General features: G+C 69.7%; 17 protein-coding genes and 1 rRNA gene. 7 read left to right on the forward strand and 11 right to left on the reverse strand.

The window, feature by feature from the left end; translation table 11 throughout:
• A 5S ribosomal RNA gene (gene rrf / locus ABD648_RS18830) occupies positions 1-97 on the forward strand; the annotation flags it as partial.
• Between the two features lie 81 nt (positions 98-178).
• Here rrf and ABD648_RS18835 read toward each other — a convergent pair.
• Positions 179-586: an Rv1352/Rv1906c domain-containing protein gene (locus tag ABD648_RS18835; protein WP_282216460.1), complete on the reverse strand. Its 408-nt coding sequence runs from the start codon at positions 584-586 to the stop codon at positions 179-181.
• 119 nt (positions 587-705) lie between these two features.
• Between ABD648_RS18835 and ABD648_RS18840 the strand changes: the two genes are divergently transcribed.
• Entirely contained in the window at positions 706-2,316 is a 1,611-nt protein-coding gene (locus ABD648_RS18840) for a helix-turn-helix transcriptional regulator (protein ID WP_282216461.1), read from the forward strand.
• A gap of 35 nt (positions 2,317-2,351) precedes the next feature.
• Here the strand turns inward: ABD648_RS18840 and ABD648_RS18845 are convergent, their stop codons facing one another.
• From ABD648_RS18845 to ABD648_RS18865, 5 genes are all read right to left on the reverse strand, one after another.
• Positions 2,352-3,281, reverse strand: a complete 930-nt coding sequence (locus ABD648_RS18845) for a sensor histidine kinase (protein WP_282216462.1) — start codon at positions 3,279-3,281, stop codon at positions 2,352-2,354.
• The gene (locus ABD648_RS18850) at positions 3,278-3,997 is read right to left on the reverse strand and encodes a response regulator transcription factor (protein WP_282216463.1); all 720 of its coding nucleotides are present in this window, start codon (positions 3,995-3,997) and stop codon (positions 3,278-3,280) included. The genes ABD648_RS18845 and ABD648_RS18850 overlap by 4 nt, the downstream gene beginning before the upstream one ends.
• A 5-nt stretch (positions 3,998-4,002) precedes the next feature.
• A complete protein-coding gene (locus ABD648_RS18855) occupies positions 4,003-4,545 on the reverse strand; it encodes a hypothetical protein (RefSeq protein ID WP_282216464.1) in 543 nt (180 codons plus the stop codon).
• A gap of 18 nt (positions 4,546-4,563) precedes the next feature.
• Entirely contained in the window at positions 4,564-5,772 is a 1,209-nt protein-coding gene (locus ABD648_RS18860; protein WP_282216465.1) for an OmpA family protein, read from the reverse strand.
• Between the two features lie 68 nt (positions 5,773-5,840).
• Entirely contained in the window at positions 5,841-6,629 is a 789-nt protein-coding gene (locus ABD648_RS18865) for an IclR family transcriptional regulator (RefSeq protein WP_425561735.1), read from the reverse strand.
• Positions 6,630-6,681: 52 nt separating this feature from the next.
• Here ABD648_RS18865 and hutH point away from each other — a divergent pair, with 52 nt between their 5' ends.
• Genes hutH through ABD648_RS18885 form a run of 4 tightly spaced genes read left to right on the forward strand, consistent with a single transcriptional unit; the run spans position 6,682 to position 11,980 of the window.
• Complete coding sequence (hutH, locus tag ABD648_RS18870) at positions 6,682-8,223, forward strand: histidine ammonia-lyase (RefSeq protein WP_282216467.1); 1,542 nt, start codon at positions 6,682-6,684, stop codon at positions 8,221-8,223.
• Complete coding sequence (gene hutU / locus ABD648_RS18875) at positions 8,216-9,880, forward strand: urocanate hydratase (protein ID WP_282216468.1); 1,665 nt, start codon at positions 8,216-8,218, stop codon at positions 9,878-9,880. Before hutH ends, hutU begins: the two co-directional genes overlap by 8 nt.
• The gene (gene hutI, locus ABD648_RS18880; RefSeq protein ID WP_282216469.1) at positions 9,877-11,094 is read left to right on the forward strand and encodes an imidazolonepropionase; all 1,218 of its coding nucleotides are present in this window, start codon (positions 9,877-9,879) and stop codon (positions 11,092-11,094) included. The genes hutU and hutI overlap by 4 nt, the downstream gene beginning before the upstream one ends.
• Positions 11,075-11,980, forward strand: coding sequence for an arginase family protein (locus tag ABD648_RS18885; protein WP_282216470.1), 906 nt, complete (start codon positions 11,075-11,077; stop codon positions 11,978-11,980). The genes hutI and ABD648_RS18885 overlap by 20 nt, the downstream gene beginning before the upstream one ends.
• A gap of 9 nt (positions 11,981-11,989) precedes the next feature.
• Here the strand turns inward: ABD648_RS18885 and ABD648_RS18890 are convergent, their stop codons facing one another.
• The 4 genes from ABD648_RS18890 to ABD648_RS18905 form a co-directional block, all read right to left on the reverse strand.
• Positions 11,990-12,418 (reverse strand): HAAS signaling domain-containing protein, encoded by a 429-nt coding sequence (locus ABD648_RS18890; protein ID WP_282216471.1) that lies wholly within the window; start codon positions 12,416-12,418, stop codon positions 11,990-11,992.
• Positions 12,418-12,759 carry a PadR family transcriptional regulator gene (locus ABD648_RS18895; protein WP_282216472.1) on the reverse strand — a complete coding sequence of 114 codons (342 nt, stop codon included), beginning with the start codon at positions 12,757-12,759 and terminating at the stop codon, positions 12,418-12,420. Before ABD648_RS18895 ends, ABD648_RS18890 begins: the two co-directional genes overlap by 1 nt.
• 32 nt (positions 12,760-12,791) lie before the next feature.
• The gene (locus ABD648_RS18900; RefSeq protein WP_282216473.1) at positions 12,792-13,337 is read right to left on the reverse strand and encodes an AAA family ATPase; all 546 of its coding nucleotides are present in this window, start codon (positions 13,335-13,337) and stop codon (positions 12,792-12,794) included.
• 72 nt (positions 13,338-13,409) lie between these two features.
• Positions 13,410-14,687 (reverse strand): DUF445 domain-containing protein, encoded by a 1,278-nt coding sequence (locus tag ABD648_RS18905; protein WP_282216474.1) that lies wholly within the window; start codon positions 14,685-14,687, stop codon positions 13,410-13,412.
• Positions 14,688-14,723: 36 nt separating this feature from the next.
• On the opposite strand from ABD648_RS18905, the gene ABD648_RS18910 reads away from it, so the two are divergent.
• Positions 14,724-14,996 carry a metal-sensitive transcriptional regulator gene (locus ABD648_RS18910; RefSeq protein ID WP_056517673.1) on the forward strand — a complete coding sequence of 91 codons (273 nt, stop codon included), beginning with the start codon at positions 14,724-14,726 and terminating at the stop codon, positions 14,994-14,996.
• Positions 14,997-15,043: 47 nt separating this feature from the next.
• On the opposite strand, the gene ABD648_RS18915 is transcribed toward ABD648_RS18910, so the two are convergent.
• The gene (locus tag ABD648_RS18915) at positions 15,044-16,591 is read right to left on the reverse strand and encodes an amino acid permease (RefSeq protein ID WP_282216475.1); all 1,548 of its coding nucleotides are present in this window, start codon (positions 16,589-16,591) and stop codon (positions 15,044-15,046) included.
• Between the last annotated feature and the right edge of the window lie 50 nt (positions 16,592-16,641).

Consider the following 16,641-nt stretch of genomic DNA (forward strand, 5'->3'; position numbering starts at 1 on the left):
GGAAACGCCCGGTTACATTCCGAACCCGGAAGCTAAGCCTCACAGCGCCGATGGTACTGCAGGGGGGACCCTGTGGGAGAGTAGGACACCGCCGGACTTCTTTTAGACAAGAAAGCCACCCAATGCTGGGTGGCTTTCTTGCGTTAACGCGCCGGAGCGCGACGATGCTCCGCCGCGATCATTCGAATTGCTCCCATTCCGGGCAGCCGTCCGTATGGAACGTGACGTACTCGGGCACGTCGGTCAGGAACGCGTAGGCGCCCTGATTCTCGACCACGATCACGCCGCTCTCATCCTGGATGCTCCACGTGCAGCCATCCGGGACGGGCGCGGGTTCGCCGTGCATCTGGAACCCGCCGTAGGGGATGTCGTCCCCGATCGTGTAGACACCCGTGCCCGAGACGGTCACCTCCGAGGCGGCGTCGGTATCCTCTTCTCCGTCGGCCGGTGTCTGTGCCGCCGATGACGGTTCCTCCGCCTCGTCCGGCGATGTCGGCTGTGGTGTGCCTGTTCCGCACGCCGAGAGTGCGAGTGCGGTCAGGACGATGATGCCGGCGCCGATGGGCCTCACGTGTGTCGCGCGCATGACGATTCCCTCCTCAGCCCGAATCCCGGGCTCTCCCGAGTTCATCGTGCTCGTCGAACGCTCCTCGGGACCATGGGGGAATCGAGCTATTCACGCAAGCCGGGCGATACCATGACGCCATGTCTCGCGCCGACCGGCTGGACGCATTGCTTCGGGAGCTCGTCGTCGTCGAGGCCGTCCCGTCCCATCTCTACCTCGACCCGGTGGGCTCATCGGATGTCGCTTTCGACAATGCCCTCGCGGGACTCGCAGCGGTATGGGCCGGGCAGTTCGACCTCGCCGCCCCGTTGGCCGCGGCGGCCCGTCGCGCGGCGGATGACCCGGACACGGTGGTCTTCGCCGAAAGCGTCTGCGGGCTCGTCAGGGCAGGGGCAATGGTATCCGGCCCACTCCAGGAGTTCGCGTCCGCAGCCAGTGTCTCCACGCGTGTCTCGAGTGAGCTCCGGCTCCCTCTCTGTGCCCTACTCGCGGAGGCGGCTCTCGCCGAAGCACGCCTCGACATCGCCGCCGACCTGCTCACCGTCGTGCCGCCCCGGACGGTGCTGTTCGGACGACAGGATCACCCCTTCCTGACGATCATCCGCTGCTTCGTCGCGCGGGTGCGGCTGTTCAGCGGGGATGTGAGCGGCGCGAGCGAAGAAGCGGCGCAGGCATGCGCCAGAGCACGAACGGCGGCGGAGCGGATCTTCGCGACCGCGACGGCCGCCGTGGTCGATGGGAGCGCCGGTCGACGGCAGGAAGCGCGGGCCGGGGTGCACCGCATCCTCGCGCTGGATCTCGCTCCCACGAACGCGCTGACGAGCGGAGCGTTCCTTCTCGCGAGCTACGCGGCGATCGTCGGCGACGATGTGCGGACGTCGGCGGTCGCGACGCTGCGGGCGAGCACGGACCCGTCCTTCCCCGAGGTGCGGATCGTCGACAGAGCGATCTGCTTCGAGATCCTGACCAGAGCCGCGGTCGACGGAGGAGATCTGGATGCCGCTCGTGCGTGGCAGCTGCGAGCGGCACCGCTCGCAGCTCACCAGAGCGCGGGCTCGACGGTCGAGCGGATCGCGAGCCGCGTCTCCCTCCTCGCCGGTGACAGCGAGAGGTCACTGGAGGAGGCTGAGCGTTCGATCAGCCTCGCCGTGAGAGCGGGACGCGCGTTGGAGGCGGCCGAAGGGGAGATCCTCGCGGCTCGAGCGAGGATGTCCTTGCGCGAGCGAGGGCAGGCAGCGCGACGGCTGGCGGACGTGGTGACCGACGCCGATGCGCATGGCTTCGGGGCGGTGCGCCGATCGGCCGCGCGCGAGCTCCGGGCCGTGGGCCGACGTCTCCCTCCCGATGCGCGTCGCGGTTGGGAGGGACTCTCCGCCCGTGAACGCGGAATCGCCGTGCTCATCGCCGACGGGCGCAGCAACGCGCAGATCGCGGCGTCCGAGTATCTGTCCGAACACACCGTGCGCATCCACGTCTCCCGCGTGCTCCATGCGTTCGGCGTCCCCACGCGCGTGGGCGTGGCGTCGGCGCTCGGGGCGCTCTCGGTCGACTCCGGACTCGGTCCGCTGACCGCTCGTCAGCAGCAGATCGTCGCCCTGATCGCGACCGGCGCCACGAATCACTCGATCGCCGAGGCGCTCGACGTGAGCGAGTCGACGGTGGAGAAGCACGTGAGCGCCGTGATGCGACGGTGGGAGGTGACGTCCCGCTCGGGCATCGCCCATCGCGCTGCCGGTCAGCATCCTGCCTGAGCGCGTCGGACCTGCGCGCCGTGCGCGGATCGTCTTCAGCGACGGATCGGGAGGCGGAGCGTCACGAGTGTGCCGGACCCCTCGACCGAACGGAGGGAGACGTCGCCGCCGTGCTGACGGATGACGGTGGCGACGAGCGTGAGACCGATCCCCGATCCCGTCACGTCGCGCGCATTGTGCGCACGGGCGAGCTCGTCGAACACCTGCGACACCTCGCCGGCGGGAATGCCGCGGCCGGCATCCGCGACATCCATGACCGCCCACCCATCCTGTTCCCGCAGCCGAACCTCGATCGGCCCCGCCGTCGAGTACTTCGCGGCATTGCCGAGCACGTTGTCGATCGCCAGAGACAGGAGATCGACGTCGGCCGCGAGGGGCGGCACGGCCCAGGGCACGCGAGTGACGGTGAAGTCGATCCGCGCTCCGGCGCCGGGGTCTCGCTGACGGAGATCCGCGACGGCTTCGGCGATCACCTGCTCGAGATTGACGAGTTCGAGGTCGAGGGGGCGCGCCTCCAGATCGGCGAGCTTCCGGAGATCCCGCACGAGGGTGCTGAGCTTGGCGGCCTGAGCGTCGACCGTGCGCCACGCCGGACTCTCGGCGCCGTCCGGTGCAGCCACCGCCGTCGCGCGGATCGCGGTGAGCGGGTTCTTGAGCTCGTGGTCGAGCCGGGCCAGGAACCGCTGGTGGCGCGCGCGTTCGTGAAGAGCGGCCTCCCGTCCGGCGGCATCCGCAGCGGCCGCCGCGCGTCGGCGGGATCGAGCGCCGGCAGCGCGTCCGAACAGCAGGGCGCCGGCGACGAGCGAGACCAGCGCGCCGATGATCAGCACCGTACCCGGGAGCGCCACCTCGATCGCGAGCACGCGCTGCTCTCCTGCGATGGCCATGCCGCCCGCGGCGAGGGCGCTCAGGGCGACCGGCACACAGGCCAGCACACCGAGGACGATGCTGCGCCGATCGCTCATCCGGCCACCACCGGTGCCGAGAACCGGTAGCCCAGACTCTGCACGGTCTCGATGAACTGCGCCTCCGACGCGTTGTCGCCGAGCACGCGCCGCAGCTCGGCGATGCGGTGGTCGACGGCGCGACTGGAGGTGGCGAAGTCGAAACCCCAGAGCGCCGACAGCAGACGGTCCCGCGAATGGACCTCCTGGGGATGCAGCATCAGGTACTCCAAGAGGGTGAGGGCCTTCGGCGTGAGCGTGAGCTCCTGATCGGCGCGCCAGACGCGCCGGGCGGTGCGGTCGATCGTCAGGTCCTGCGCACGGAGTCGCTCGGCGGCTCGCAGGGGAGGGGCGCCCTGCACGGTGCGGCGCAGAACGGCGCGGATGCGCGAGATGAGCTCGTGCGGATCGAACGGCTTGTTGAGGTAGTCGTCGGCGCCTTCGTCGAGCGCAGCGCTGCGCTCCCACGACTCGCCCACCTGGGTGAGCAGGATGATCGGGAGCCAGAGCTGACGGTCCCGGATCCTGCGCACGAACTCGCGTCCGTCGACGTGCGGCATCAGCACGTCGCACACGACGAGGTCGGGGACGTCGCGTTCCACCTCGGCGAGGCCGGCGCGCCCATCCTCGGCGACGCGCACGTCGAAGCCGCTGCGGTCGAGGAACGCCGCGAGCGCGACGGTGATCGCCTCGTCGTCGTCGACGATGAGGATGCGCGGTCGCGTCGAGCGCTCCATCCGGGTCAGCCCCGCCGCAGCACGTTCGCCGTGCCGGTGTCGGTCACCTGGGGCGTCTCGCCGGTCCAGTAGATCTCGTTCGCGGTTCCGCTCACCCGCACGTCGCCGATGGTGTTCGCGTACACCACGGTCCCGGAGCCGCTGAGCTGGAGGGACGACACATCGTCGACGATGACGGCTCCCGCGTCGAGGTCGATGCGGATCTCGTCGCAGTCTCCCTCGATGCGGATGATCGTGCCGTCCTGCTGGAGCGGGGCCGTGGGACAGGGCATGGTCGTCGTCGCGGAGTCGAGCAGCCGCTGTCTGTGCGCGGCGTGCTCGGCATCCAGCCCGTCGATCGGAGCGGGATCGGGATCCGATCTGTCGTCCTCCGCGGCATCGGGTGTCTTCGGGGCAGGCGTCTTCGCGGGCGTCTCGGCGCCCGTCGCGCCCGTCGTCGGGCCGGCATCCTCTGCGGCAGGGTCGATGATCCGCATGGTGCAGCCGCTGAGGAGCACGGCGACGACGATCGTCGCCGCCGCAGCGGCCGAGGAACGGGAAGCGCGCATGTCTCTCATCCTCTCGTGTCAGACCGTCGCCGGGATGAAGATCTCGACGCGGCGGTTGAGCTGGCGTCCCGCGGGGTTGTCGGCGCCGTCGATCTCGTTCGCCGCCACCGGGCGGGTCTCTCCGTATCCTTCGGCGCTGAGGCTGCTGCGGACTCCGCGGTCCTGCAGACCCTTCACGACGGCGTCTGCCCGATCCTCCGACAGATCGAGGTTGTACGAGTCCGAGCCGACGGCATCCGTGTGCCCCGACACCGCGGCCTGAGCGACGTCGAGCGAGATGAGCACCTCCGCCACGGCATCCAGCGTCACGCCGGCATCGCCGCGGATGTCGCTGCGGTCGAAGTCGAACAGCACACCGTCCTGGAAGGTGACGGTCGTTCCGCAGGATTCCAGGGGTGCCAGCGTGCCGAGCGGCGGGAACACCCCCAGGGTCGGGACGACGGGCAGCGGCTCGGCATCCACCCACTCGCCGTCGACCTGCGCCGTGCCGTCGCCGTAGTTCTGGATCGTGATCTCCGGGCTGCGGTAATTGCCGGATCCGTCTCCGAAGTTCTGGATGCTGACCTCGCCGTCTTCGTAGTTCCCTGACCCGTCTCCGAAGTTCTGGATCGTCACCTCGCGGTCCGAGAAGTTGCCCGAGCCGTCGCCGAAGATCTGCACGCTCTTCGTCGCATCCGTGTAGTTGCCCGACCCGTCGCCGAAGTTCTGGATGGTCACGGTCCCGTCGCTGTAGTTGCCCGAGCCGTCGCCGAAGTTCTGGATCGTCACCCCGTTGATCGTGGAGTTCCCTGATCCGTCGCCGAAGTTCTGCACGGTGCCGTCCGGACCGGTGAAGGAGCCGGATCCGTCGCCGTAGAGCAGGGCGGTGCCGTTGCCGGAGACGACGGCCCCTGCCGCATCGCAGTGCGCCGGCGTGGCCGTCACCCCGGGAATGTCCGCCAGCGCCTCATTCACCTCGATCGCGAAGGCCGAGGCCGAGGAGTTGAGAAGCGAGAGGTCCGGGAGGACGAAGAGCGGGATGGGCGGGAACTGCCCCACGTCGTATCCGGGCACGGTGGCGACCGCGGCGGACGCTGTCGGGGCCGGCACCGAGGCGGTCGGCTTCGCGGTCTTGTCGGTCTCGACCGCGGGTGCCGCCGCACACCCGGTGAGCAGGACGGATGCCACGAGTCCGAGCGCGATTCCGCGGCGGCGGCCGGTGAGCGAAGCGGTGCGTGGTGAGGTCATGACTCGAGCGTATCCAGCTGTTGTCGCGGCGTTGTCGCAGGGATGTCGCAGCTCTGCGACATCTCTGCTCATCGCTTCAGCCGCGATTCCAGGACGGACGCGGTGGCGGTGACGGCGTCCGCCAGCGCGCGCTCGTCCCGCTCTTCGTCCGCCCAGGTGACCGCGACGGCGGCCACCGGCCATCCGGCTTGGTCGCGCACGGCCACGCCCACCGACCGCAGTCCCGCGGCGACTTCGCTGTCTTCCGTGGCGTACCCGCGCGAGCGCACCTCGCGAAGCAGCTCGCGCAGCTCCGCGGGACGACGAGGGCCGAGGCCGGTGCGATCAGGAAACGCCGACGCGCTCGGATAGAGAGCGCGCACCTGCTCACGCGGCAGTACGGCCAGCATCGCCCGACCGCTGGCCGTGAGATGCGCCGGGAGGCGGACGCCGACGTCGGTGACCAGAGCCGGCCGACGTGGCGCGCGCTCTTCGACGATGTACAGCACATCGCCTCCGCTCATCACCGCGAGGTGGGTGCTCTCGCCGAGTCGATCGGAGAGCGCGGCGATCAGGGGACGACCGAGGCGGGCGAGCGGCTGCTGCCGGGTGTAACCCCCGGCCAGCTCGAAGGCGGAGGTGCCGAGACCCCAGCGGTGCTCCTCGCGGAAGTGCAGCACGAACCCGTGCGTCGAGAGCGTCGTGAGCAGGTGATAGACGGTCGATCGGGGGAGGGACAGCTCACGGGCGATCGCGGATGCGGCGACCGGTGCCGGGCGCCCAGCCAGATAACTCAGGATCCGCAGGGTGTTCTCCGCTGCCGGCACCTGGGGATCGCTGCGGCCGGCGGACTCGGCACTGTCTGGGATCACAGACAAAGCATGTCACGAACCGCTGTCGCCGTCGATGCTGCGGGTGTGGAATCAGAACATGAGTGATCTCGCCCCAGTTCTCGTCGGCGCCCGGCCGCTGGCCCCCGCCGACGTGGTCGCCGTCGCCCGTCACGGCGCCCCCGTCACCCTCGACACGGCGGCGCTCGAGCGCGTCGCCGAGACACGGCGGGTCATCGACGGACTCGCCGCCGACCCCGACCCGCACTACGGCGTCTCGACCGGTTTCGGCGCCCTGGCCACCACGTTCATCGCACCCGATCGGCGCCTGCAGCTGCAGGCAAGTCTCATCCGGTCGCACGCGGCCGGCACAGGCGCCGAGGTCGAGCGCGAGGTCACCCGGGGCCTCCAGCTGCTGCGCCTGCAGACGCTCGCTTCCGGGCGCACGGGGGTGCGACCCATCGTCGTCGAGACGTACGCGGGCCTGCTCAACGCGGGGATCACGCCGGTTGTGCGCGAGTACGGCTCGCTCGGATGCTCCGGTGACCTCGCGCCGCTCGCCCACATCGCTCTCGCAGCGATGGGAGAGGGAGACGTCCGCGACGCGGATGGAGCGCTCGTCCCGGCATCCGAGGCGCTGGCCGCCGCCGGCATCGAACCCCTCACGCTCGTGGAGAAGGAGGGGCTGGCGCTGATCAACGGCACCGACGGGATGCTGGGGATGCTGGTGCTGGCCCTGCACGACCTGGACACGCTGCTGCTCACCGCCGACATGGCCGCGGCGATGTCGGTGGAGTCGCAGCTGGGAACCGACGCGGTGTTCGCGGCCGACCTGATGGCCCTGCGCCCGCAGACGGGGCAGGCCCTGTCGGCCGCCCACCTGCGGTCGTTCCTCAGCGACTCGCCCATCGTGCACAGCCACAAGGGTCCGGAGGACGGACGCGTGCAGGACGCCTACTCGCTGCGCTGCTCGCCGCAGGTGCACGGCGCGGCGCGCGACACGATGGGCTACGCGTCGACCATCGCGGATCGTGAACTCGCCAGCGTGATCGACAACCCCGTCATCACCGTCGACGGCCGCATCGAGTCCAACGGCAACTTCCACGGCGCGCCGGTCGCCGCCGTGTTGGACTTCCTCGCCATCTCGGTCGCCGACGTCGCGTCGGTCTCCGAGCGGCGAACGGATCGGGCGCTCGACCCCGCGCGCAGCCACGGGCTGCCGCCCTTCCTCGCGGACGAGGTCGGGGTGGACTCCGGCCTCATGATCGCGCAGTACGCCGCGGCGGGCATCGTGTCCGAGCTCAAGCGCCTCGCGGTGCCGGCATCCGTCGACTCGATCCCGTCGTCCGCGATGCAGGAGGACCACGTCTCGATGGGGTGGGCGGCCGCCCGCAAGCTCCGCCGGGCGATCGACGGACTCGGGCGCGTGCTGGCGATCGAGATCCTCACCGGCGCTCGCGCTCTCGATCTGCGGGCCCCGCTGCAGGCAGGACCAGCGACCGGCGCGGTCCGCGACCTCGTCCGCACCGTGGCCGCGGGCCCCGGACCCGATCGTTTCCTCTCTCCCGAGATGGAAGCCGTCACCGAACTCGTCCAGTCGGGCGCCGTCGCCCGCATCGCAAAGGAGCACTCCCATGGCTGACCACACCGCATCGGGCCCGCGCGTCGTCCGCGCTGCACGGGGCAACCAGCGCACCGCCAAGAGCTGGGGCGCCGAGGCCGCCAAGCGCATGCTGATGAACAACCTGGATCCCGAGGTCGCCGAGCACCCCGAGGACCTGGTCGTCTACGGCGGCACGGGCAAGGCCGCGCGCAGCTGGGAGGCGTACGACGCGATCGTGCGCACGCTCGACGAGCTGGAGCCGGACGAGACGCTGCTCGTGCAGTCGGGCAAGCCTGTCGGGGTCTTCCGCACTCACGAATGGGCGCCGCGCGTGCTCATCGCGAACTCCAACCTGGTCGGCGACTGGGCGACCTGGCCGGAGTTCCGCAAGCTCGAAGAGCTCGGGCTGATCATGTACGGACAGATGACCGCCGGCTCCTGGATCTATATCGGAACCCAGGGCATCCTGCAGGGCACCTACGAGACCTTCGCCGCGGTCGCCCGGTCGCTCGGACGCGACTCGCTGCGCGGCACGCTCACCCTCACCGGCGGTGCCGGCGGCATGGGCGGCGCGCAGCCCCTCGCCGTGACGTTGAACGACGGCGTCGTCCTGATCGTCGACGTCGACGAGTCGCGCCTGGCCCGCCGGGTGGAGCACGGTTACCTCGACGAGTACACGACCGACCTCGATGCCGCCGTGGCGCGGGTCGTCGCGGCCAAGGAAGCGGGGGAGCCGCTCTCGGTCGGCGTGGTCGGCAACGCGGCGGAGGTCTTCCCCGAGCTGCTGCGCCGCGAGGTTCCGATCGACATCGTGACCGACCAGACCAGCGCGCACGACCCGCTCGCCTACCTGCCGGTGGGCATCTCGGTCGCAGACTGGAAGGCCGAGGCCGAGCGCGACGCGGAGGCGTTCACCCACCGTTCGCGCGAGTCGATGGCGCAGCACGTCGCCGCGATGGTCGCGTTCCAGGATGCCGGGGCCGCGGTGTTCGACTACGGCAACTCGATCCGAGCCGAAGCGCAGCTGGGCGGCTTCGACCGCGCGTTCGAGTTCCCCGGCTTCGTGCCGGCGTATATTCGTCCGCAGTTCGAGGAGGGCCGCGGACCCTTCCGCTGGGCGGCGCTCTCCGGAGACCCGGAGGACATCTACAAGACCGACCGGGCGATCGCCGAGCTCTTCCCCGAGGATGCTGCGCTGCACCGCTGGCTGGAGAAGGCGGGGGAGAAGGTGCACTTCGAGGGCCTGCCCGCGCGCATCTGCTGGCTCGGCTACAAGGAGCGCCACCTCGCCGGGCTCAAGTTCAACGAGATGGTGGCATCGGGTGAGCTGTCGGCGCCGATCGTGATCGGCCGCGACCACCTCGACTCCGGTTCCGTCGCGTCGCCGTACCGTGAGACCGAAGCGATGAAGGACGGGTCCGACGCGATCGCCGACTGGCCGCTGCTGAACGCGTTGCTCAACACGGCATCCGGTGCCTCGTGGGTGTCGCTGCACCACGGCGGCGGCGTCGGTATCGGCCGATCGATCCACGCCGGTCAGGTCTCGGTCGCCGACGGATCGGCGCTCGCCGCGGAGAAGCTCGAACGGGTGCTGACCAACGACCCCGGCACCGGCGTGATGCGTCACGTGGATGCCGGATACGAGCACGCCCGCGATGTGGCCCGCGAGCGTGGCCTGAAGGTGCCGATGCTGTGAGCGCCACGCTGATCACGAACATCGGCGAACTGACCACGAACGTCGAGCTCGACCGCGATCGTTGCGGGACCGTGCATGACGCGGCCGTGCTGATCGAGGGCGGACGCATCGCCTGGGTCGGGGCGGCGAGTGAAGCCCCGGACGCCGACGAGGTCGTCGACGCGGGTGGACGTGCGGTGATCCCCGGCTTCGTCGACAGCCACAGCCACCTCGTTTTCGGCGGTGACCGCGCTGCGGAGTTCGAGGCACGGATGGCAGGGCAGAAGTATGCCGCGGGCGGCATCCGCTCCACCGTCGCCGCCACCCGCGCCGCGAGCGACGACGAGCTGCGCGCCCGGCTGCGCGGCTTCATCGACGAGATGCTCGCACAGGGCACCACGACCGTCGAGATCAAGAGCGGGTACGGCCTGAGCGTCGCGGACGAGGAGCGGCTCGTGCGCCTGGCCGCCGAGGTGACGCCCGAGGTGACGTTCCTCGGCGCACACGTCGTTCCCGCCGAATACGCCGACCACGCCGACGACTACGTCGATCTCGTGGTCGGCCCGATGCTCGACGCCTGCGCTCCGCATGCGAAGTGGATCGATGTGTTCTGCGAGACGGGTGCCTTCACGGTGCCGCAGTCGCGACGCGTGCTCGAGGCCGGCATCGCCCGGGGTCTCACACCCCGCGTGCACGCGAGCCAGCTGGGCCCGGGGGAGGGCGTGCGCCTGGCGGTCGAGCTCGGAGCGGCATCCGTCGACCACGGCACGTACCTGACCGACGACGACGTCACGGCGCTCGCCGCATCCGACACCGTGCTCACTCTGCTGCCCGGCGTCGAGTTCTCGACCCGCCAGCCCTATCCGGATGCGCGCCGCCTGATCGACGCGGGTGTGACCGTGGCGCTGGCCTGCGATACGAACCCGGGGTCGAGCTTCACCTCGTCGATGCCGTTCTGCATCGCGATCGCCGTGCGCGACATGGGGATGACGCCGGCGGAGGCCGTCTGGGCGTCGACAGCCGGCGGAGCACGCGCGCTGCGTCGAGACGACGTCGGCGTGATCGCACCGGGTGCTCGCGCCGATCTCGTGCTGCTCGACGCTCCCACCCGCATCCACCTGGCGTATCGGCCGGGAGTACCGCTCGTCGAGCGGGTCTGGAAGGACGGTGTCGCGGTGTTCGGGGCTGCGCATGACGGAAGAGGAACGGAGGATCATGGCTCTCTCACACGATGATCTGTGGCCGCGGGCGGGCTCCTGGCCCGCCTTCACCGCAGGAGACGACGCGGATGCCGTGCTGCTCGGCGTTCCCACCTGGCGCACGTCGCTGTCGCCGACCGGCGCGCACGCGACGCCCGCCGCGATCCGCGAGGCGCTCACCCGCTACAGCGCGACGCTCATGAGGCCACCCGTGATCGATCTCGGCGAGGTGCTGCGCGTTCTCGATGCCGGCGACGTGGCCGAGCCCGACGGAGACTCCGGCATCGCCGAGACCGTCTCTCGGGTGCGCGAGGTCGCCGACGCCGCCCGCCTCGTGATCGCGCTGGGCGGCGACAACGCGCTGACCTATCCGGTCGCGCGGGGCGCCGGCGCCACCGGCCTCATCACGATCGACGCCCACTTCGATCTGCGCGACGGGATCTCGAACGGGTCGCCGGTGCGGCGGCTCGTGGAGGATGCGCCCGAAGGCGAGTGCATCGACCCCGCGCGGATCGTCCAGATCGGCATCGCCGACTTCGCGAACTCCGCGGCCTATGCCGCTCGCGCGGCTGAGTGGGGCATCCGCGTGATCACGCTCGATGAGGTTCGACGCCGAGGTATCGACGACGTCGTCGCCGAGGCCACACGCATCGCGGGGGCGGGCGCTGCCGCAAGGATCCACCTCGATGTCGACGTCGACGCCGCCGATCGCGCTGCCGCGCCCGGCTGCCCGGCGAGCGTCCCCGGCGGGCTCGCGGCCTGGGAGCTGCGTGCACTCGTCCGCTCGATCGTCGCGGATCCCCGCGTCGTCAGCGCCGACATCGCCGAGGTCGACGCGACCGCCGACACCGACGACATGCGCACGGTCCGACTCGCGGCCCTGTGCGTGCTCGAGATGCTCGCGGCTCTCGCCACACGCTGACCGCGGCTGCTATCCGCGCGGCTTCCACGACGCCTGGCGGCGTCGCGACTCCGTCACCATGAAGGTCAGGAGCGCGACCAGACCCACGAGGCAGAAGGTGCCCAGCGTGAGTCGGATGCTCGGTGCCCACCCCCACAGCTGCATCGACGGATCCATGAGCCCGAAGACGCCACTCAATATCAGCCATCCGGCTCCCGCGCCGAGCAGACCGGCGAGAGCCACGAGCAGCCACAGCATCCGGCGCGTCCATGATCGCGGGGCGAACTGGTCTGCGTAGTGTTCGGGCGAGCCGAAGGTCTCGAGCGGGTCCTCTCCGGATTCCGCGAGATGGCTCCTCACCTCCCGGACGATGAGATCCACCTCATCCCTCGGCACGTCGCGCAGTCCGAGCTCGTCCTCGAGAGCAGTGCCGTAGTCGTCGTCTCGTGTGCCGCTCATCATGACTCCTTCTTGTCGCCGAGGACTGCCGACGTCCGGGTGGTGAAATCCGCCCAGGCGGCCCGGTGCTCATCGAGCGCGTGTCGGCCCGCGTCTGTCATCGAGTAGTACTTGCGCCCCGGGCCTCCGGCACCGTCCTGCCACGTCGAGGCGAGCGAGCCGTCCTGTTCGAGCCGCGCGAGCAGCGGGTAGAGCGTGCTCCCCTTGATGGTGCCGAATCCCGCCTCCGCGAGACGCTGCGCGATCAGATAGCCGTAAGCGTCCTCGTCACTCACGAGAGCGAGCACGGCTCCGGGAAGCGCGGCCCGTGCCCACTCGCTGGGCCACTGCGTCGAATCCATGACTAGATCATGACACGGACTAGTACGAATCTCTACCTATTGCCGGGCGTCATGTTCGTCGCCGCAAGCAGGTCGCGCAGTCGTGTCGCCGGATCCCCGCCCAGAGTGAGGAAGCGGGCGGGCCCGGCGGCTTCGCGCTCATCGGCGAGGTCGAGCAGCGCCGTATCCATCGCTTCGCGCAAAGCGGGGTCCTCGTCGACGGGGACCCGGATGGGGTGCCGGTCGTCCAACGGCAGGAGCACGACCAGATCGACGTCGGTCAGCGAGGCGTCGGCGAGAGCCGTCGCACGGGCGATGAGCTCGCCGTCGCTGCGTCCCAGCTGCTCCAGCGCCGTCAGGTAGGCGACGAAGTCGAGCGGTCCGCGCTCGGAGATGACCGCTGATTCCCCTGCCGTCTCGCGCACGCGTGACGCCGTCACACGCAACTGCGCGGCGAAGCTCGCGGCGCTCGCCGGATCATCGAGGTCGAGCTCATCGAACGGGTCGCCGAGAGCGAGGTATTCCGGTCGCCGCGCGACGAAGTCCGCGGTGAGGGTGCTCTTGCCACTTCCGTGCGTGCCCGAGACGATGATCCTCACGATCGCGTAACGAGCCCGGCCAGGCCGGCGCTGACCATGCGCGGCCAGAGCGGATCGTGCGAGAGGGCCATGTCAGACTCCGGGGATCAGGGCGTGGGCGATCGTGAAGATCGCGAGGCCGGCGAGGGCACCGACGAACGTGCCGTTCAGGCGGATGTACTGCAGGTCGCGGCCCACCATGAGCTCGATCTTCTCGGTGGTCTCGGCGGGGTCCCAGCGCTCGACCGTGTCGGTGATGATCGAGGCGATGTCGTGCCGGTAGCGGTCGACGAGGAACACGGCGGCATCCGACACCCAGGTGTCGACGCGATGCTGCAGCGCGGCATCCGTCGTCAGGCGATCCCCGACCTCCTGCAGCGCGCGCACCGCACGTCGGCGCAGCCCGCTCTCCGGATCGGCGAGAGCCGTGAGCAATCCGTTCTTCGCGGTGTTCCAGGCTTCTGCGGCAAGGGCGCCGACTCGAGGACTGTCGAACAGCGACGCCTTCGCGTTCTCGAGCTTCGCGCGGGTGTCGGGATCGTTCTGCAGGTTGTCGGCGAGCCGGGAGAGGTATCCGTCGATCGCGATTCGCGCCGGATGCTGCGGGTCGGCCTGCACGGCGTGCACGAACTTGATCGCCTCGTTGTAGACCGTGTCGTCGACGAATCGGTGCGCGAGCTTGGGCACCCAGCCGGGCAGGCGGCGGGAGACGAGCCCCGAGAACGACTCGGCGTTGGCTTCGAGCCACCGTCCGATGTTGTCCACCGCGAGGTCGACGGCACCGTGATGCGCATCGGCTGCGACGATCTTCTCCAGCCAGACGCCCGCCGGAGGGCCCCACTCCGGCTCGACGAGGTGCTCGCGGGCGAGATCCGTGATGAGGTCGCGGACGTCGTCGTCGCTGAGCGCGTTGAGGACGGCCGTGGCGATCGTCGCGCCCTCGGCGCCGACGCGCTCGGCATGCGGTTCCTCCCGCAGCCACTCTCCGGCGCGCAGCGCGATCGCCGTGCTCGACAGCTTGGTCCGCACGACGTCGGCGGCGAGGAAGTTAGTCTCGACGAACTCGCCGAGCGTGCGGCCGATCTCGTCCTTGCGGCTCGGGATGATCGCGGTGTGCGGGATCGGCAGTCCGAGCGGACGCCGGAACAGGGCGGTGACCGCGAACCAGTCCGCCAGCGCTCCGACCATCCCGCCCTCGGCGGCGGCGCGGACGTACGCGAGCCACGGCTGCCGCTCCTGGAACATGAACGCGATGACGAACGCGATGGCCATGAAGACCAGGGCACCGAGCGCCACCGCCTTCATCCGGCGCAGCGCGCGCAGTCGGACCTGGTCGGAGGGAGACAGCATCGCCATCGGTGTTCGCGGCATGACGTCATCCTTTCACGCGGAGAGTACCCTCGAGACGTGATCGAAGACATCAAGAAGCGTGCTCTGCACCGCACCAGCATCCTCGAGGGGCAGATGCGCGGAGTCGCGCGGATGATCGAGAACGAGGAGTACTGCATGGACATCATCACGCAGTCCCGCGCGATCCAGCGCTCGCTCGAATCGCTGAACCGCCTCCTGCTCGAGAATCACCTGCGCACGCACGTCACGCACATGTTCGACGAGGGCGGCGAGGAGCGCGACAAGGCGGTCGCCGAGCTCCTCAAGGCCTTCGACTTCGACCGCAAGTAGACACGACGCAGCGCCCCGACGGAGTCGTCGGGGCGCTGCGGTACTGCTCACCTGCCGCCGTCGAAGACCTCGTCCTCCATGGCGTCGTACCCCTCGGCCTGCGGGTCGCCGTGCGAGCCGCCGGAGAGCGCATACTCCTCCTCCGGCGAGAGCACGAGGCGGTGGCGGAAGAACAGCCCGAACCCGAGCAGGATCACGACGTAGACGATCGCGATCGCGATGATCGCCGGACCGAAGGTCGGATTGAGCAGGAACCCGACGAAGATGAGCGCGGCGATGACGAGCGCGACCGCTGCACCGGGAATGCCCCACGGGCTGCGGTACGGGCGGTCGACGTTCGGGTACTTCTTGCGCAGGATCATGAAGGACACGAGCTGGAGTCCGTAGGCGAGCACCGCGCCCCAGACCGCGATGTTCAGCACGATCGCACCGGCGACGGATCCCGCGCCCTCGGCGTCGACCGCGGCGAGCACGTCGAGGATGATGAGCGCGATGAAGCCGATGGCCGCTCCGACGACGAGCGCCACCCAGGGCGTCTGCCGCTTACCCGTGAGGGAGAGGAACCGCGGGTAGTAGCCGGCGCGGGACAGGGAGTACATGTTGCGGCCGTAGGCGAACATGATGCCCTGCAGCGAGGCGAGCAGGCCGATCAGGGCGAACAGCGCGAGTACTGCGGCGAGCTGGTCACCCACGATCGCGCGGAATCCGTCGAGCAGCGGTTCGCCGGCCGTGCCGGTCGCCTCGGCGCCGATCACGCCCGTGTTGAGGAACAGCACCAGGAGTCCCGTCACGATGAGCGTGCCACGAGCCCAGAATCCGGCCTTCGGGATATCGCGGGTCGGGTTGTGCGACTCCTCCGCGGCCAGCGGCAGCTCCTCGATGCCGAGGAAGAACCACATCGCGAAGGGGAGCGCGAACAGGATCGGCAGGACGCCGTGCGGGAGGAAGGTCGTCTGCCCCTCGTCGGGGACGATGTTCCACAGCGCGTCCCAGCTGAACGCGCCGGAGAACAGAGCCATCACGGAGAACACCAGGATGATGCCGATCGAGATGATCGAGACGACGATCGCGAAGCGGAAGGAGATCGCTGCTCCCGCGGAGTTCAGGGCGATGAAGACCACGTACAGGATCAGGTACCAGAGCCACCCCGGCAGCTCGAGCCCCAGCAGTTCGCTCGTGATGCCGTTCGCATACGACGCGGAGAAGTAGACGATCACCGCCGTGGTCGCGACGTACTCGATCGTCTCCGCGGCGCCGGTCACCAGGCCGCCCCAGGGGCCCATCGCGGATCGGGCGAAGGAGTAGGCCCCTCCGGTGTGCGGCATCATCGCGGCCATCTCGCCGATCGCGAAGATCATGCCGTAGTACATCAGGACGAGGATCGCGAAGGCGATCAGCATCCCGCCGAAGCCCGCGAAGTCGATGCCGAAGTTCCAGCCGGAGAAGTCGCCCGAGATCACGGCGGCGACCGCGAGGCCCCACAGACCCCAGACGCCGGCCGACCTCTTCAGGGTCCGTTTCTCGAAGTACTCGCTCCCGGCACGTGTATAGGTCGCCCCAGCGACCTTGCGGGACTCATTGCTCTGCTCAGACATCCGCTCTCCGTTCGCATGCACACAGGCGCCGCATGCACCTTGCGGATGAT

Origin of the sequence: Microbacterium luteolum, assembly GCF_039533965.1 — a bacterium.
Lineage (GTDB): Bacteria > Actinomycetota > Actinomycetes > Actinomycetales > Microbacteriaceae > Microbacterium > Microbacterium luteolum.

Excerpts from the sequence above, each read along its gene's own strand:
- hutH (WP_282216467.1), top strand. The coding sequence starts at position 6,682 with ATGAGTGATCTCGCCCCAGTTCTCGTCGGCGCCCGGCCGCTGGCCCCC.
- ABD648_RS18850 (WP_282216463.1), bottom strand. The coding sequence starts at position 3,997 with ATGGAGCGCTCGACGCGACCGCGCATCCTCATCGTCGACGACGACGAG.
- ABD648_RS18835 (WP_282216460.1), bottom strand. The coding sequence starts at position 586 with ATGCGCGCGACACACGTGAGGCCCATCGGCGCCGGCATCATCGTCCTG.
- ABD648_RS18840 (WP_282216461.1), top strand. The coding sequence starts at position 706 with ATGTCTCGCGCCGACCGGCTGGACGCATTGCTTCGGGAGCTCGTCGTC.
- ABD648_RS18890 (WP_282216471.1), bottom strand. The coding sequence starts at position 12,418 with ATGAGCGGCACACGAGACGACGACTACGGCACTGCTCTCGAGGACGAG.
- ABD648_RS18855 (WP_282216464.1), bottom strand. The coding sequence starts at position 4,545 with ATGCGCGCTTCCCGTTCCTCGGCCGCTGCGGCGGCGACGATCGTCGTC.
- ABD648_RS18845 (WP_282216462.1), bottom strand. The coding sequence starts at position 3,281 with ATGAGCGATCGGCGCAGCATCGTCCTCGGTGTGCTGGCCTGTGTGCCG.
- ABD648_RS18905 (WP_282216474.1), bottom strand. The coding sequence starts at position 14,687 with ATGCCGCGAACACCGATGGCGATGCTGTCTCCCTCCGACCAGGTCCGA.
- hutU (WP_282216468.1), top strand. The coding sequence starts at position 8,216 with ATGGCTGACCACACCGCATCGGGCCCGCGCGTCGTCCGCGCTGCACGG.
- ABD648_RS18860 (WP_282216465.1), bottom strand. The coding sequence starts at position 5,772 with ATGACCTCACCACGCACCGCTTCGCTCACCGGCCGCCGCCGCGGAATC.
- ABD648_RS18885 (WP_282216470.1), top strand. The coding sequence starts at position 11,075 with ATGGCTCTCTCACACGATGATCTGTGGCCGCGGGCGGGCTCCTGGCCC.
- ABD648_RS18915 (WP_282216475.1), bottom strand. The coding sequence starts at position 16,591 with ATGTCTGAGCAGAGCAATGAGTCCCGCAAGGTCGCTGGGGCGACCTAT.
- ABD648_RS18895 (WP_282216472.1), bottom strand. The coding sequence starts at position 12,759 with ATGGATTCGACGCAGTGGCCCAGCGAGTGGGCACGGGCCGCGCTTCCC.